The 14492-nt window shown below is 70.0% G+C and carries 12 protein-coding genes and 1 riboswitch; of the genes, 3 read left to right on the top strand and 9 right to left on the bottom strand.

The annotated features are described in order from the left end of the window. Positions 1-96 precede the first annotated feature (96 nt). A complete protein-coding gene (locus tag P8A18_RS12670) occupies positions 97-867 on the top strand; it encodes an ABC transporter ATP-binding protein (RefSeq protein ID WP_018553026.1) in 771 nt (256 codons plus the stop codon). Positions 868-931: 64 nt separating this feature from the next. Beyond that, positions 932-3460 carry an ABC transporter permease gene (locus tag P8A18_RS12675; protein WP_306054244.1) on the top strand — a complete coding sequence of 843 codons (2529 nt, stop codon included), beginning with the start codon at positions 932-934 and terminating at the stop codon, positions 3458-3460. 65 nt (positions 3461-3525) lie between these two features. Here the strand turns inward: P8A18_RS12675 and P8A18_RS12680 are convergent, their stop codons facing one another. The 8 genes from P8A18_RS12680 to P8A18_RS12715 form a co-directional block, all read right to left on the bottom strand. Next, positions 3526-4830: a class I SAM-dependent methyltransferase gene (locus tag P8A18_RS12680; protein WP_306054247.1), complete on the bottom strand. Its 1305-nt coding sequence runs from the start codon at positions 4828-4830 to the stop codon at positions 3526-3528. 317 nt (positions 4831-5147) lie between these two features. Beyond that, positions 5148-6533 carry an NAD(P)/FAD-dependent oxidoreductase gene (locus P8A18_RS12685; RefSeq protein WP_306054249.1) on the bottom strand — a complete coding sequence of 462 codons (1386 nt, stop codon included), beginning with the start codon at positions 6531-6533 and terminating at the stop codon, positions 5148-5150. Positions 6534-6957: 424 nt separating this feature from the next. Continuing rightward, positions 6958-7899, bottom strand: coding sequence for a Ppx/GppA phosphatase family protein (locus P8A18_RS12690; RefSeq protein ID WP_306054251.1), 942 nt, complete (start codon positions 7897-7899; stop codon positions 6958-6960). A 10-nt stretch (positions 7900-7909) separates the two neighbouring features. Continuing rightward, positions 7910-8449 carry a DUF501 domain-containing protein gene (locus P8A18_RS12695; RefSeq protein WP_306054253.1) on the bottom strand — a complete coding sequence of 180 codons (540 nt, stop codon included), beginning with the start codon at positions 8447-8449 and terminating at the stop codon, positions 7910-7912. A 70-nt stretch (positions 8450-8519) separates the two neighbouring features. Next, on the bottom strand, positions 8520-8990 hold the full coding sequence (locus P8A18_RS12700; RefSeq protein ID WP_306054254.1) for an FtsB family cell division protein: 471 nt from the start codon (positions 8988-8990) through the stop codon (positions 8520-8522). A gap of 132 nt (positions 8991-9122) precedes the next feature. Continuing rightward, complete coding sequence (gene eno, locus P8A18_RS12705) at positions 9123-10403, bottom strand: phosphopyruvate hydratase (RefSeq protein WP_306054256.1); 1281 nt, start codon at positions 10401-10403, stop codon at positions 9123-9125. 307 nt (positions 10404-10710) lie between these two features. Further along, the gene (locus tag P8A18_RS12710) at positions 10711-11457 is read right to left on the bottom strand and encodes a transglycosylase family protein (protein WP_306054258.1); all 747 of its coding nucleotides are present in this window, start codon (positions 11455-11457) and stop codon (positions 10711-10713) included. A 4-nt stretch (positions 11458-11461) separates the two neighbouring features. Further along, a riboswitch (cyclic di-AMP (ydaO/yuaA leader) is annotated at positions 11462-11629 on the bottom strand. 301 nt (positions 11630-11930) lie between these two features. Beyond that, positions 11931-12971, bottom strand: coding sequence for a transglycosylase family protein (locus P8A18_RS12715; RefSeq protein ID WP_306054260.1), 1041 nt, complete (start codon positions 12969-12971; stop codon positions 11931-11933). Positions 12972-13421: 450 nt separating this feature from the next. On the opposite strand from P8A18_RS12715, the gene P8A18_RS12720 reads away from it, so the two are divergent. After that, the gene (locus tag P8A18_RS12720; RefSeq protein WP_306054262.1) at positions 13422-13550 is read left to right on the top strand and encodes a hypothetical protein; all 129 of its coding nucleotides are present in this window, start codon (positions 13422-13424) and stop codon (positions 13548-13550) included. Between the two features lie 120 nt (positions 13551-13670). On the opposite strand, the gene P8A18_RS12725 is transcribed toward P8A18_RS12720, so the two are convergent. Then, entirely contained in the window at positions 13671-14216 is a 546-nt protein-coding gene (locus tag P8A18_RS12725; protein WP_306054264.1) for a recombinase family protein, read from the bottom strand. Positions 14217-14492 lie beyond the last annotated feature (276 nt).

Genomic DNA, 14492 nt, shown 5'->3' on the forward strand with positions numbered 1-14492 from the left:
GACGATGGAGCGGTACCCCTGACCCGGGGTCCCGCCGTGCGGCGGGCCGCCGGGCGGGCATCCGTCCCGTACCCCCACCCCATCCTGGAGTCTGCCGTGACCACCATGTCCACCGCTCACCGCGCCACCGCGGTGGCCGCCCGCGCCACGGAACTGTCGAAGGTCTACGGCGAGGGCGAGACCAAGGTGACCGCCCTCGACCGGGTCAGCGTGGACTTCCCGCAGGGCGAGTTCACCGCGATCATGGGCCCGTCGGGCTCCGGCAAGTCCACGCTGATGCACTGCGTGGCCGGCCTCGACAGCTTCAGCGGCGGTTCGGTGCGCATCGGCGAGACGGAGCTCGGGGCGCTCAAGGACAAGCAGCTCACCCAGCTGCGCCGGGACAAGATCGGCTTCATCTTCCAGGCGTTCAACCTGCTGCCGACGCTGACCGCGCTGGAGAACATCACCCTGCCGATGGACATCGCGGGCCGCAAGCCCGACCAGGAGTGGCTGCGCAAGGTCATCGACATGGTGGGCCTCTCCGAGCGGCTGAAGCACCGCCCCACCGAGCTGTCCGGCGGCCAGCAGCAGCGCGTCGCGGTGGCCCGCGCCCTCGCCTCGCAGCCCGAGATCATCTTCGGTGACGAGCCGACCGGCAACCTCGACTCCCGCTCCGGCGCCGAGGTCCTCGGCTTCCTGCGCAACTCCGTGCGCGAACTGGGCCAGACCGTGGTGATGGTGACCCACGACCCGGCCGCCGCCTCCTACGCGGACCGGGTGATCTTCCTGGCCGACGGGGCGATCGTCGACCAGATGATGCACCCCACGGCGGACGGGGTGCTGGACCGGATGAAGGCGTTCGACGCCAAGGGCCGCACCAGCTGAGCCGCCCCGTACCGGCGCTTCGTACCGCTCCCTCCGGCCCTCTTCCCTCCCAGGACTGACAGACATGTTCCGTACCGCCCTGCGCAATGTGCTCGCGCACAAGGCCAGGCTGCTGATGACGATCCTCGCCGTGATGCTCGGCGTGGCCTTCGTCTCCGGCACCCTGGTCTTCACCGACACCCTCGGCAACGCCTTCCGCAACCAGTCGGCGAAGAGCTACGACGACATCGCCGTCGCCGTCACCACCTACGCGGACCAGCGCGACGAGGAGACCCGCGCCATCGACGCGGCCACCCTGAAGAAGATCCAGGCCCTGGACGGCGTGGCCACCGCCACCGGCCGGGTCGACGGCTTCGCCGGGGTCGCCGACCCCGACGGCAAGCTGATCGGCAACGGCTGGTCCAACACCGGCTCCAACTTCGCCCCCGGCAAGGACGGCAAGGACACCGCATACACCTTCACCGACGGCTCCGGCCCCACCGAGGCCGGCAGCATCGCCCTCGACGGGGAAACCGCGAAGAAGGGCGAGTACGAGGTCGGCGACACCGTGCGCGTCGCCACCAACGGACCGGTGAAGGAATACACCCTGTCCGGGATCTTCACCACCGAGGACGGCGCGGTCAACGCGGGCGGCAGCCTGGTCCTTTTCGACACCCCCGTCGCGCAGAAGCTGTTCCTGCGCCCCGGCGAGTTCAAGGACGTCTCGGTCGCCGCGAAGCCCGGCACCTCCGACCAGCAGCTGCTCGCCGCGGTGAAGCCGCTGCTGCCCGAGGACGCCGAGGCCCAGACCGGCAAGGTGCGCGCGGACGAACAGGCCGAGGAGATCGAGCGCAGCCTCAGCGGCATCAACTGGCTGCTCCTGTCCTTCGCGGGTATCGCCCTCTTCGTCGGCATCTTCCTGATCGCCAACACCTTCACCATGCTGGTCGCCCAGCGCACCAAGGAGCTGGCCCTGATGCGGGCCGTCGGTGCCTCGCGCCGGCAGGTCAAGCGCTCGGTGCTCCTGGAGGCCGCCGTGGTCGGCCTCATCGCCTCCGTCATCGGCTTCGCGCTGGGCCTCGGACTCGCCGTCGGGCTGCGCTCGGCGATGGGCCTGTTCGGCGGCAAGATCCCGGCCGGTCCGCTCGTGGTCGGCCCGACCACCATCATCGCCGCCTTCACCGTCGGCGTCCTGATCACCGTGCTGGCCGCCTGGCTGCCCGCCCGCCGGGCCGCGAAGATCCCCCCGGTCGCCGCGATGAACAGCGCGTACGCCGTGGCCACGGTCAAGTCCCTGATCCTGCGCAACACCATCGGCTCCCTCATCACGCTGATCGGCGCCGCGGGAATCCTCGGCGGCGCGGCCAAGGCCGGCAGCAACGGGCGGATGCTCATCGCCGGCGGCGCGTTCCTGGCACTGATCGGCGTCATCATCCTCATCCCGCTGCTGTCCCGCCCGGTGATCGCCCTGGTGCGCCCGCTGCTGCTGCGGCTGTTCGGGGTCTCCGGCAAGCTGGCCGCGCAGAACGCCGTCCGCAACCCCCGGCGCACCGGCGCCACCGCCTCCGCGCTGGCGATCGGCCTGACCCTGGTCACCGGCATCTCGGTGCTCGGCGTCACCCTCGGCCGGGCGGTCGACAAGGCGACGACGGACAACATCAAGGCCGACTACATGATCTCGATGGCGAGCGGCGACGCGCTCGACGAGTCGGCGCTGACCGCCCTGGAGAAGGCCGACGGCGTCACCGCCGTCTCCCCCCAGCAGTCCGTCTGGTTCACCGTCGACGGCAAGAGCGTCTCGGCCTCCGGCATCACCCCGGGCGACGTGCAGAAGGTGCTGACCGTCGACACCGTCGCGGGCTCGGTGGACTCGCTGGCCGAGGGCGAGATCGCCGTCGCCGAGAAGACCGCGAAGTCGCGCGGCTGGAAGACCGGGGACACCGTCTCCGCCACGTACGACGACAAGAAGAAGGGCGAGCTGAAGATCGTCGCCCTCTACAAGGACAACGAGTTCCTCTCGCCGGTCCTCATCCCCCGCGCGACCGTCGCCCCGCACGAGGGCCTGCCGGACATCCGCGAGATCTGGGTGAAGACGGACGGCGGCGCGAGCGCGGCCCACGAACAGGCGCTGGTGGACGCGCTGGGCGACAACCCCGGCATGAGCATCATGGACCGCCAGGACATCCGGGACATGTTCGGCGGCGGCGTCAACCTCGCGATGAACATCATGTACGGGCTGCTCGCCATGGCGCTGATCATCGCGGTGCTCGGGGTCGTCAACACCCTGGCCATGTCGGTGTTCGAACGTCAGCAGGAGATCGGCATGCTGCGGGCGATCGGCCTGGACCGGCGCAAGGTGAAGCGCATGATCCGGCTGGAGGCCGTGGTGATCTCGCTCTTCGGCGCGGTCGTCGGCATCGGGCTCGGCATGTTCCTCGGCTGGGCGATCGGGCAGTCCGTGTCCACGAGCATCCCGGACTACGTGCTGGTCGTGCCGTGGGGCCGGATCGCGGTGTTCCTGCTGCTGGCCGGAGTGGTGGGGGTGCTGGCCGCCCTGTGGCCGGCCCGCAGCGCCGCCAAGCTGAACATGCTGACGGCCATCAAGACCGAGTAGCCACGCCCGTGTGAGGAGGGGGCCGGTGTTCCGCGACCGCGGACACCGGCCCCCTCCGTCGTACGTCAGCCCGTCGCGTCGGCCTTCCAGGCGCGGGCCCGCAGCGGCATCCGGGAGGAGCCGCCCTCCTGCGGGCGCACCGCCAGGATCTGGTTGACGCCGATCTTGTTGCGTTCGAAGGAGAGCGCGGAGGCGGCCATGTAGAGCCGCCAGACCCTCGCCCGGCCCGGCGAGACCATCTTCAGCGCGCTCCCCCAGCCCTGCTCCAGGTTGGCGACCCAGCGGCGCAGGGTCAGCGCGTAGTGCTCCCGCAGCGCCTCGACGTCCCGGGCCTCGAAGCCGGCCTCCTCCAGGATGGCGAGGGTCCGGCCGACCGGGGCCAGCTCACCGTCCGGGAAGACGTAGGCGTCGATGAACTCGTCGATCTCGTACGCGGTCTCGTCCTTCTCGGGGCGCCGCCCGATCTGGTGGTTGAGGAGGCGCCCGCCGGGCTTGAGGAGCGCGTAGAGGTCGTCGGCGTACTCGCGGTAGCGCACCGAGCCGACGTGCTCGGCCATGCCGATGGACGAGATCGCGTCGTACGGGCCGTCGCGGACGTCCCGGTAGTCCTGGACGCGGATCTCGACGCGGTCGGTGAGGCCCTCGTCGGCGATGCGCTTCCTGGCGTAGGCGGCCTGTTCGGTGGAGAGGGTCACCCCGGTGACGCGGGCGCCGTACTCGCGGGCGGCGTGGATGGCCATGGAGCCCCAGCCGCAGCCCACGTCCAGCAGCCGGTCGCCCTCCTTCAGCGCGAGCTTGCGGCAGACCAGGTCGAGCTTGTCGCGCTGCGCGCTCTCCAGGGTTCCGCCGTCCTCCCAGTAGGCGCAGGAGTAGACCATGGAAGGTCCCAGGACCAGTTCGTAGAAGTCGTTGCCCACGTCGTAGTGGTGGCTGATGGCAGCCCTGTCACGGCGCTTGGTGTGCAGGGCGCCGCTGCGGCGGCGGACCTCCTCGGGCGGCGGCGTGGGCGGCAGCCCGGGGCCGGCCAGCCGCAGCAGTTCCTTGCCGGCCGCCCGCAGCCTCGGGTCGCGCAGGGCGCGTACGCCGCCGCCGGCCTCGGCGTCGCGCTCCCAGATCAGACCGGCCATCACGTCCAGCGCCTCGTACAGATCGCCCTCGATGTCGAGGTCGCCGGCCACCCAGGCGCGGGCCAGGCCGAGTTCCCCCGGCTTCCACAGCAGGCGGCGAAGGGCCCGGCGGTTCCTGATGACGAGGACGGGGGCTCCGGGCGGTCCGGATTCGCTGCCGTCCCAGGCCCGGACGCGGACCGGTAGGGGTTGTCCCAGCAACTCCTGGGCGAGAGCGGTCAGCCGCGATGCGGCGTCTGCCATGGCGCACACCTCCGTGACGGTGTTTCCCAACGTGCCCAGACATGCCCACACATGTCTCGGGCCACGCCCCGGTGCCCTGGGCACCACGGCGTGGCACATCCCCCACAACAGTTTCCGGCGGCCCGGCCATCCCGCTACCGGGCAAGGGAACGGCAAAATACATGCACGTCACATGCATCCGCCGGGGGTCCGGCCCCCACGCCCCGGTACCCCGTGCCGCCTTGTCGTACCCGGATACGCCGAAGGGGCCGTCCGCACCACGGATGGCGGACGGCCCCTTCGGGCGTCGTACTGCGGCCGCTACGGCCCTGTGCGGACTAGGAGGCCTTGGCCTTCTCGCCCACCGGCTTGGCGGCGGCCGGCGCGGGGGCCGGCTTGGCGGCCTCGTAGAACTCCTCGCGCGGAGTCTCCATGGCGCCGAGCGAGACGACCTCGCGCTTGAGGAACATCGCCAGCGTCCAGTCGGCGAAGATCCGGATCTTGCGGTTCCAGGTCGGCATCGCCAGACCGTGGTAGCCACGGTGCATGTACCAGGCGAGGCGGCCCTTGAGCTTGATCTTCATCTTGCCCATGACGATCATCGCCACGCCCTTGTGCAGGCCGAGGCCGGCGACCGCGCCCTTGTTGGCGTGGCTGTAGTCGCCCTGCGGGAAGCCGCGCATCCCGGAGATGACGTTGTCACCGAGGACCTTGGCCTGGCGCAGCGCGTGCTGGGCGTTCGGCGGGCACCAGGCGTTCGGGTTGCCGGCCTTGCGGCCGACCATGTCCGGGACCTGGGCGTTGTCGCCCGCGGCCCAGATGTAGTCGGTGCCCTGCACCTGGAGCTTCTCGGTGGTGTCCACGTGACCGCGGGGGCCGAGCGGCAGGCCGAAGCGGGCCAGCGCCGGGTTCGGCTTCACGCCGGCCGTCCACACGATGGTGTTGGAGTCGACCTCCAGGCCGTTCTTCAGCACCACGTGACCGTCGACGCAGGAGTCCATGGAGGTCGAGAGGAAGACCTCGACACCACGGGACTCCAGGTGCTCCCGGCCCCAGGTGCCCAGCTTCGGGCCGACCTCGGGAAGGATCTTGTCGGCGGCGTCGACGAGGACGAAGCGCATGTCCTCGCGCTTCACGTTCGTGTAGTACTTCGCCGCGTCGCGGGCCATGTCCTCGACCTCGCCGATGGTCTCCGCACCGGCGAACCCGCCGCCCACGAAGACGAAGGTGAGGGCCCGGCGGCGGACGTCCTCGTCGGTCGTCGAGTCGGCCTTGTCCAGCTGTTCGAGGACGTGGTTGCGCAGGCCGATGGCCTCCTCGATGCCCTTCATGCCGATGCCCTGCTCGGCGAGGCCGGGGATCGGGAAGGTACGGGAGACCGCGCCGAGCGCGATGACCAGGTAGTCGAAGGGCAGCTCGTAGGCCTCGCCGACGAGCGGCGCGACCGTGGCGACCTTGCGGTCCTGGTCAATGGTGGTGACACGGCCGGTGAGAACCTCGGCCTTGGGCAGCACGCGTCGCAGCGGGACGACGACATGCCGAGGCGAGATGCTGCCGGCAGCAGCTTCGGGGAGGAAGGGCTGGTAGGTCATGTACGACCGGGGGTCGACGACCGTGACGGTCGCCTCGCCGTAGCGCATCTTCTTGAGGATGCGCCGAGCTGCGTACAGGCCTACGTACCCACCGCCTACTACGAGGATCCTGGGACGCTCCGTGGTGCTCATGCCATCGAGTATCCACCCCGTTCGGGGGGCATGCTCGTGAGCCCCTTCACAAGGTTCTTGCCACCCTCTGCTATAGTTCGCCGCCCACGTGACCCAGGTCATGGCCACGGCCGGGAACCCGGTGCCCGCGGTGAACGTTGTTCACCAGCTGTGAGCTGGCCCTTGAGCCCCGCACCCGGAGGCGTGCCGCTCCCGGTCCACACGGCCGTAACCCGCCCGGAACACTCCCCCACGGGCCCCGAGTGACCCCGCTCACCCTCACCGTCACCCGTCCGGAGCAGAACTCCGGCCCAGGGCGGCCAATCTCTTGTGAAGAAGTTCACGAAGTTCGTCGCGAGGCGGCCCGAAAGGGGCCTCACCAGGCACATCCCGCCCACTCAAAGGGGCGGGCGGGATGACGTATGAGCGCTTCTCGGGCTGCCGCTCAGGCCAGCGACCAGGCGATTCCGTCGAGGATGTCGTGCTCGCTGACGACGACCTCGCGCGCCCCGGTCCGCTCCATCACGGCCTGGAGGATCAGCGCCCCGGACGCGATCACATCGACCCGGCCCGGATGCATCGCGCCGATCGCGGCGCGCTCCGCGTGGGTCGAGGCCAGCAGCCGCGCGGTGATCTCCCGGACCTGCTCCAGGGAGACCCGGGAGTGGTGGATCGCCTCGGAGTCGTACTCCTTGAGGTCCAGCGCGATGGCGGCCACCGTGGTGACCGTCCCGGCGAGGCCGACGAGCGTGGCCGCCGAGGTGATCGGGACGCTCTCCCCGGCCAGGTCCAGGGCCGCCGCGACGTCCGCGCGGATCGCCTCGGCGCCCTCGGCCGGGGGCGGGTCGGCGACGACGCCGTCCCGCACGAGGTGGCGCTCGGTCATCCGGACACAGCCGATGTCCACGGACCGGGCGGCCCGCACCCGGTCGTCGCCCACGACGAACTCGGTGGACCCGCCGCCGATGTCCACCACCAGGTACGGCTTCGCCAGGTCGTCGCGGCCCGTCAGCTCCTTGGTCGCCCCGTCGAACGAGAACGCCGCCTCCTGGTCACCGGTGATCACCTCGGGCTCCACGCCCAGGATGTCCAGCACCCCGCGCACGAAGTCGTCCCGGTTCTCCGCGTCCCGGGAGGCGGAGGTGGCGACGAAGCGGACCTTCTCGGCGCCGTGCTCCTCGATCACCGCCGCGTACCGACGGCAGGCCGCGAACGTACGCTCCAGCGCCTCGGGGGCGAGCCGCCCCGTCCGGTCGACGCCCTGCCCCAGCCGCACGATCTCCATCCGCCGGGCGAACTCGACGAGCTCCCCCGTGGCCGGGTCGGCGTCCGCGACCAGCAGACGGATCGAGTTCGTACCGCAGTCGATGGCGGCCACACGCGTCATGTCTTCGCCCTCAGCCCTCGTCCGTGCCCTGCTCGCCGCACGGCGCCACGCACGGCCCCTTGCGCCACCACTCCGGAAGCATCGCGATCGCCTCGTCCCCCAGCGGGTTCACACCCGGACCCGCGGCCAGCGAGTGCCCGACGAGCACGTGCAGGCACTTCACCCGGTCCGGCATGCCGCCCGCGCTCGGGAAGCCCTCCAGCACCTCGATGGCGTCGCGCCGCGCGAGGTAGTCCTCGTGCGCGGCCCGGTAGGCCGCCGCCAGCTCGGGGTCCTGACCGAGGCGCTCGGTCATCTCCTTCATGACCCCGTTCGCCTCCAGCGTGCCGATCGCGGACGCCGCGCGCGGGCACGTCAGGTAGTACGTCGTCGGGAACGGCGTACCGTCCTCCAGCCGGGGCTGCGTCTCGACCACGTCCGGATTACCGCAGGGACAGCGGTGCGCGATGGCCCGCAGCCCGCGCGGCGGGCGCCCCAGCTGCTGCTGGAAGGCGGCGATGTCCGCCTCGGTGGGGACGGTGGGCTCGGTCTGGGGAGGGGGCGTTTCCATGCCTGCCTAGCGTTCTGATCGGACTGCTCGAACCGCGGGTTCTGCAGAGGTACGGGGGTGGGGACGGCCGTCAGCCGCGGTCGGCGCTGTCGACGCCGTCCCAGAGGTTGGAGTGCCACGGCCCGCCGGACTCGTCCGGCTGCCCGTTGCGCTCCTTGACCGCGTCGGGGTCGACCACTGTGTAGCCGGTCTCCCCGGGAAGAAGGTAGTGCAGGTGCTCACGGGCCAGCCGCTTGATGTACGCGTCGTCCTGGAGCCGCGCCTTCTCGTCGCGCAGCTCCTCGGTACGTGTCTCGGCCTCCCGCGCCAGCCGCCGCTGGTCGGAGATCTCGTCGCGCTGCGACACGTACTGGCGCATCGGATACGCGAGGGCGACGATCAGCGAGCAGACGATCAGGGCCAGGAAGGCGGCCCGGCCGGTGAGCCGGGAGCGGCGGGCCTGCCGGCGGTTCTGCGACCGGTAGACGCGGGCGGCGGTCTGCTCCCCGAGCAGCCGCAGCCGGGTCGCGGTGGAGAACCGGTCCCGGTCCTTCGCGGCCATGTCTCCGCCTCCCCATTACGCACGTCCGTCCCCGCACACGGTACGGGACCGAGTGCGGGGACGGACGGAGGCCGGGGCACTTGACCCCGCCGGGCCGCCGGCGCCCTCGGGCGCGGCGGCCGGGCGGAGGTGTCAGCCCTTGAAGCGCGGGAACGCCGAGCGGCCCGCGTACACCGCGGCGTCGTCGAGGATCTCCTCGATGCGCAGCAGCTGGTTGTACTTGGCGACGCGGTCCGAACGGGCCGGGGCGCCGGTCTTGATCTGGCCGCAGTTCACGGCGACCGCGAGGTCGGCGATGGTGACGTCCTCGGTCTCGCCGGAGCGGTGGGACATCATGCACTTGAAGCCGTTGCGCTGGGCCAGCTCGACGGCGTCCAGGGTCTCGGTCAGCGAACCGATCTGGTTGACCTTGACGAGCAGGGCGTTGGCGGAGCCCTCCTCGATGCCGCGGGCCAGGCGCTCCGGGTTGGTGACGAAGAGGTCGTCGCCGACGATCTGCACCTTGGCGCCGAGCTTGTCGGTGATGACCTTCCAGCCGGCCCAGTCGTCCTCGTACAGCGGGTCCTCGATGGAGACCAGCGGGTACGCGGAGACGAGCTCCTCGTAGTACTCGGTCATCTCGGCGGCCGAGCGGGACTTGCCCTCGAACTCGTACTTGCCGTCCTTGTAGAACTCCGAGGCGGCCACGTCGAGCGCGAGCCCGATGTCCTTGCCCGGGGTGTAACCGGCCTCCTTGATGGCCTCGACGATGAGGTCGAGGGCGGCGCGGTTGGACTCCAGGTTCGGCGCGAAGCCGCCCTCGTCGCCGAGGCCGGTGGACAGGCCCTTGGTCTTCAGGACCTTCTTCAGCGTGTGGTAGACCTCGGCGCCCCAGCGCAGGGCCTCGGAGAAGGACTCGGCGCCGATCGGCGCGATCATGAACTCCTGGATGTCCACGTTGGAGTCGGCGTGCGACCCACCGTTGAGGATGTTCATCATCGGAACGGGCAGCAGGTGCGCGTTCGGGCCACCGAGGTAGCGGAACAGCGGCAGGTCGGAGGCCTCGGAGGCGGCGTGCGCGACGGCGAGGGAGACACCGAGGATGGCGTTGGCGCCGAGCGAGCCCTTGTTCTCCGTGGCGTCCAGGTCGAACATCGCCTGGTCGATGAGGCGCTGCTCGGTGGCGTCGTAGCCGACGAGCTCCGGGCCGATCTGCTCGATCACGGCGAGGACGGCCTTCTCGACGCCCTTGCCCTGGTAGCGGTTGGGGTCGCCGTCGCGAAGCTCAATGGCCTCGAACGCACCGGTGGAGGCGCCGGACGGAACAGCAGCACGACCCGTGCTGCCGTCGTCGAGGCCAACCTCGACCTCGACCGTGGGGTTGCCCCGGGAGTCGAGGATTTCCCGGGCTACGACGACGTCGATGGACGGCACGTGGCATCTCCTTCTGGGATATGACGCTGATGGTGCAGGGCCTCTTGGTCTCTTCGGCCTTGCGACAAGAGCCTAACCGGCCCGGCCGTCCGCGTCGGCCGGGCGCCCGGACCCTGGGACGAAAAAGGACCCAAGGGCGGGCACAGCCGGACATAGCGCCAGATATTTACTGGCCAGTAACTACAACAGTTGAACGATCACACCCCGCCCGGACCACAAAAAGCGGCATGCCCCGGCCCGGCACGCACGGGGGGAAGGTGCGCGCCGGGCCGGGGCGGCCTGAGCGGTCAGCGAGGAGGGACCGCGACTACTTCGTCAGGTGGAGCTGCTGACCCGGGTAGATCAGGTCGGCGTCCTCGACGATGTCCTTGTTCAGCTCGAACAGCTTCTCCCAGCCGCCCTCGACCCCGTGGTCGGCGGCGATCTCGCTCAGGGAGTCGCCGGCGACGACCTTGTACTCGCCGTCGCCCTTCTCGACCTTCCCGCCGGCCGGGGTGGTGACGGTCTTCCGCTCGGCCTTCTTCGGCGTGTCCGAGCGGTCCGAGCGGTTGGTGGCGGGCGCCTCGGTGCGCTCGGTCTTCTTCGGCTCGGACTTCTGGACCGGCGCGGACTCCTGCTTCGGAGCGGTCTCGGTCTTGGCGGCACCGGAGCCGGTGTCGACGCCCGGGTCGACGCCGTCGTTGCTCAGGTTGCCGGCACCGGCGCAGGACCAGGCGCCCGGACCCTGGATGGCGAGGAGCTTCTCGGCGGTGGCGATCTGCTGGGCCTTGGTGGCCAGGTCGGCGCGGGGCGCGTACTGGGTACCGCCGGCGGCGGCCCAGCTGGACTGGGAGAACTGCAGGCCGCCGTAGTAGCCGTTGCCGGTGTTGATGGACCAGTTGCCACCGGACTCGCACTGGGCGACGGCGTCCCACGTGGCGACGGAGGCGGCGGAGGCGCCGGTCGCGCCCATCAGCGGCACGGCGACGGCGGCACCGGTGACACCGACGAGCGAGGCGATCCGGACGAGCTTGGACGGGCGACGGTGCTTGTTGCCCTTGCTGTTGAGCAGCATCGAGACTTCTCCTCACCGACGCCTGCGAGGTGAGCTGTCGGGTTCGGGCCAAGTGAGTTGCCCGGCCGCGCCTCTGGCGCGACTTCACCCCTAGCCGGTCCTGATCGTCTCCCGACGATCCGGCCCAGCGCTTACCTGGGTCCCCCGCTCCTGCCTACGGCGCTTTACGCGTCTGTTCCCTTCGACCGACGGCAGGATTCGGCGTGACGGTCGACGGGGCCCGCGGTGCGAGCGGTTCTGACCGTAATCACACGTAACCCTCATATTCAAAGATGGACATACCGGATAATCATCCCGTATGAGCATCCGATGAACCCTCATTTACGCAGGTCGGAACGGATGCGGAGGGACCTCCCGGACAAGATGCGTGAGTTCACGCAAAGAGACCCATGTCTCACTTGGTCAAAAGTGGGACATGGGCCTCTTAAACCCCCCAAAAATCGGGGTGTCTTCAGCTGTTCATCGGACCGTGGTCACTGGGCGTCAAGCCCCAGGTCAAGGTTCTGGCCGGGCAGGATGAGGTCCGGGTCGGAGCCGACCTCGTCCTTGTTCGCCTCGTACAGCCCGGTCCAGCCGCCGGGCAGCTCCTGCGCCTCGGCGATCGCCCACAGGTTGTCGCCGGGCCGGACGGTGTACGTGCCGTCAGCTTCCCGCGCTCCGGTGTCGCGTGCCTCACCGTCACCCCGCGAGGCGTGCCGGCCCGTGTCGCGGCCGCTGTCCGCCTCGGCCGTGTCGTCGGGCGCCGGGGTGCCCCGGTGCTTGCCGCCCGTCTCCCTCGCACCGTCCGAGGAGCCGGACGGGTCGGTGGAGGGGGCGGTGGACGGGTCGGCGGAGGCGGAGGGGTCGGCGGACGGCGCGCCGGACGGGTCGGCCGACGGGGAGGTGGACGCCCCGGCGCCCCCCTTGCCGTCCTGCCCGCCATCCGCCTTGCCGTCCTTCTTGCCCGCGCTCTTGTCCGCGGCGTCACCCGTGGCCCCGCCGGTCGCGTCACCCGAGGCCGAGGCCGAGGGCGTGCGGGACGCCCCCGAGGACGCGTCGTCGGCCGGGTCGGCGCCCAGACCGGCGTCCAGCCCCGCGTCCGCGCTCCGGGAGGGGCTGTCGGAGGGCGTGGCCCCCGGGCCGGTGTCAGCCGGGCCCGAGTCCTTCGTGAGCCCGGAGACGACCGCACAGCTGGGCCACGCCTGCGGCCCCTTGGCGGCCAGGACCTTCTCGGCCACGGCGATCTGCTGCGACCGGCTGGCGAGGTCCGCGCGCTCGGCGTAGGACTCACCGCCGTACGCCTTCCAGAGCTCCGGCGAGAACTGCAACCCGCCGTAGGAGCCGTTGCCGAGGTCGGCACTCCACATGCCGCCGCTCTCGCACTCGGCCACCCGGTCCCAGGTCGACGCCTCCGCCGCGTGCGCGCCCGCCGCGCCGAGCAGCGGGATGGCGATGGCCGAGCCGGTCACGCCTGCGGCGACGACGATGGCGGGTGCCTGACGAGGGCGACGGTGTCTGCCGTTCGCGGAGCCCATGGGAGATGCCTTCCGTGTGACTGACAAGCGACTGGTGAGTCGAACGGTGAACCTAGCGGGACTCGAACGTGAGTCACAAGTCGATGCAGCAGAGATCACGCGAAAGTCACAGAGTTGACAGAGTGTCATCTTCGTTGATTCGCGCATGCCCCGTTCGGCAGCCAAGAGGAAGCGCCGAAGCCGCCGCGTCAAGGCGTCCTCCCGGCACTGAGGGCCTCACTCCCCGCCTGCGCCCGCATGCCGCCTCGCGGTTGAACGGTGACAGTGAGCTGCGGCAGCGTCGGATGCCGGCATGCCTCCACACCTTGCCGGTCCGCTCCCAGAAGAGTCATGATCTGCGGCCAGGCGCCCCGCTTCCACCAGAACAGCTGGCGCTCTCTCATGGGGTTGATGGGGCCCCAGGTGAGCGGCATCTCGACCCATGACAAGCAGTGGCGCAACCTGTGAAGCATGCCGGAGAATTACTGGCGAATGTCGTACTTCGAGATGAAGTGCTTCTTCGACTTCTCGGAGAAGAACCCGCGCAGCATCGCCAGAACCGCCTCCCACTCCTCGTCCGTCGGGTCGGCAGGTGAATGAGGTCCTCCCGCATCGCGATGCTGTCGGCAAGATCGACGACTCGCCTCTCGTACTTCTCTTTGTCCCCCTGCGGGCTGCTGAGACAAGCGGCTGTCATCGCCCGCAGTTGGTCCTTGTCTTTCATGAGGACTGCCAGTTCGGCCCAGACGGCACCCTCGATCTCCTCCGCGTCGAAGTACGGCTCTCGGCAGGAGTCGCCGTTCCTGGCCAAGCCCTTGCAGCAGTAGGCGCGCGTTTGCTCGCCCCTCCCGGAGCCGATGTAGACCTGATCCGTCGCCACTCCATCTCGGAAAGAGTGACGTGCCGCATGAACCGGGACCACCCGGACTCCGTGCTGGTGTCGATGTCCTCACTGACCGAGAGGAAGTGGGCACCCAGGTCTGCCATGTCCCAGGCCCACTGATACGCGGCACGTGCCGTGCGGCCGATTCGGTCCACTGCCGGGACAAGGATGCGGTTGAAGCGCCGTAGACGTGCGTCGAGGACGAGGCGGTCCATCTCGGGGCGGCTCTCCAGCGCACCGGACGCAGCCTCGTCCACGTACTCGTCGTAAACCGTGGCCTCCGGGTGCCGGGCGAGCCAGCCGTCGGAAATCCGGTTCTGGTCTTCGAGGCCGAAGCCGTCGAGTTGCTCGGCGGTGGAAACTCGTGCGTACTTCGCCACCACGATCGCAGCAGATCCAGGCAGGCATGGGCGTGCCACAATGGGCATGTTCAGTCCTCCGAGACTGTTCCGTTCCCGGGGTGTTGACGCACCGTCGGGAAGGTTTCGGCCTCATGGCGCTCTACCAAGCGCTGTGAGGCCGGTGCCATTTCGCGAAGAGACTACGCCGCGTATACAAGTGCTCGCTGTGGGAATGGGCGGCCCGCCACTCGTTCGTGTGGGGCGGTCGTCGCCTCCGTCTCACAGACGTCTGAAGTGAAGGCGACGAAGCGCCGCCGG

The organism is Streptomyces sp. Mut1, assembly GCF_030719295.1.
Taxonomy (GTDB): Bacteria; Actinomycetota; Actinomycetes; order Streptomycetales; family Streptomycetaceae; genus Streptomyces; species Streptomyces castrisilvae.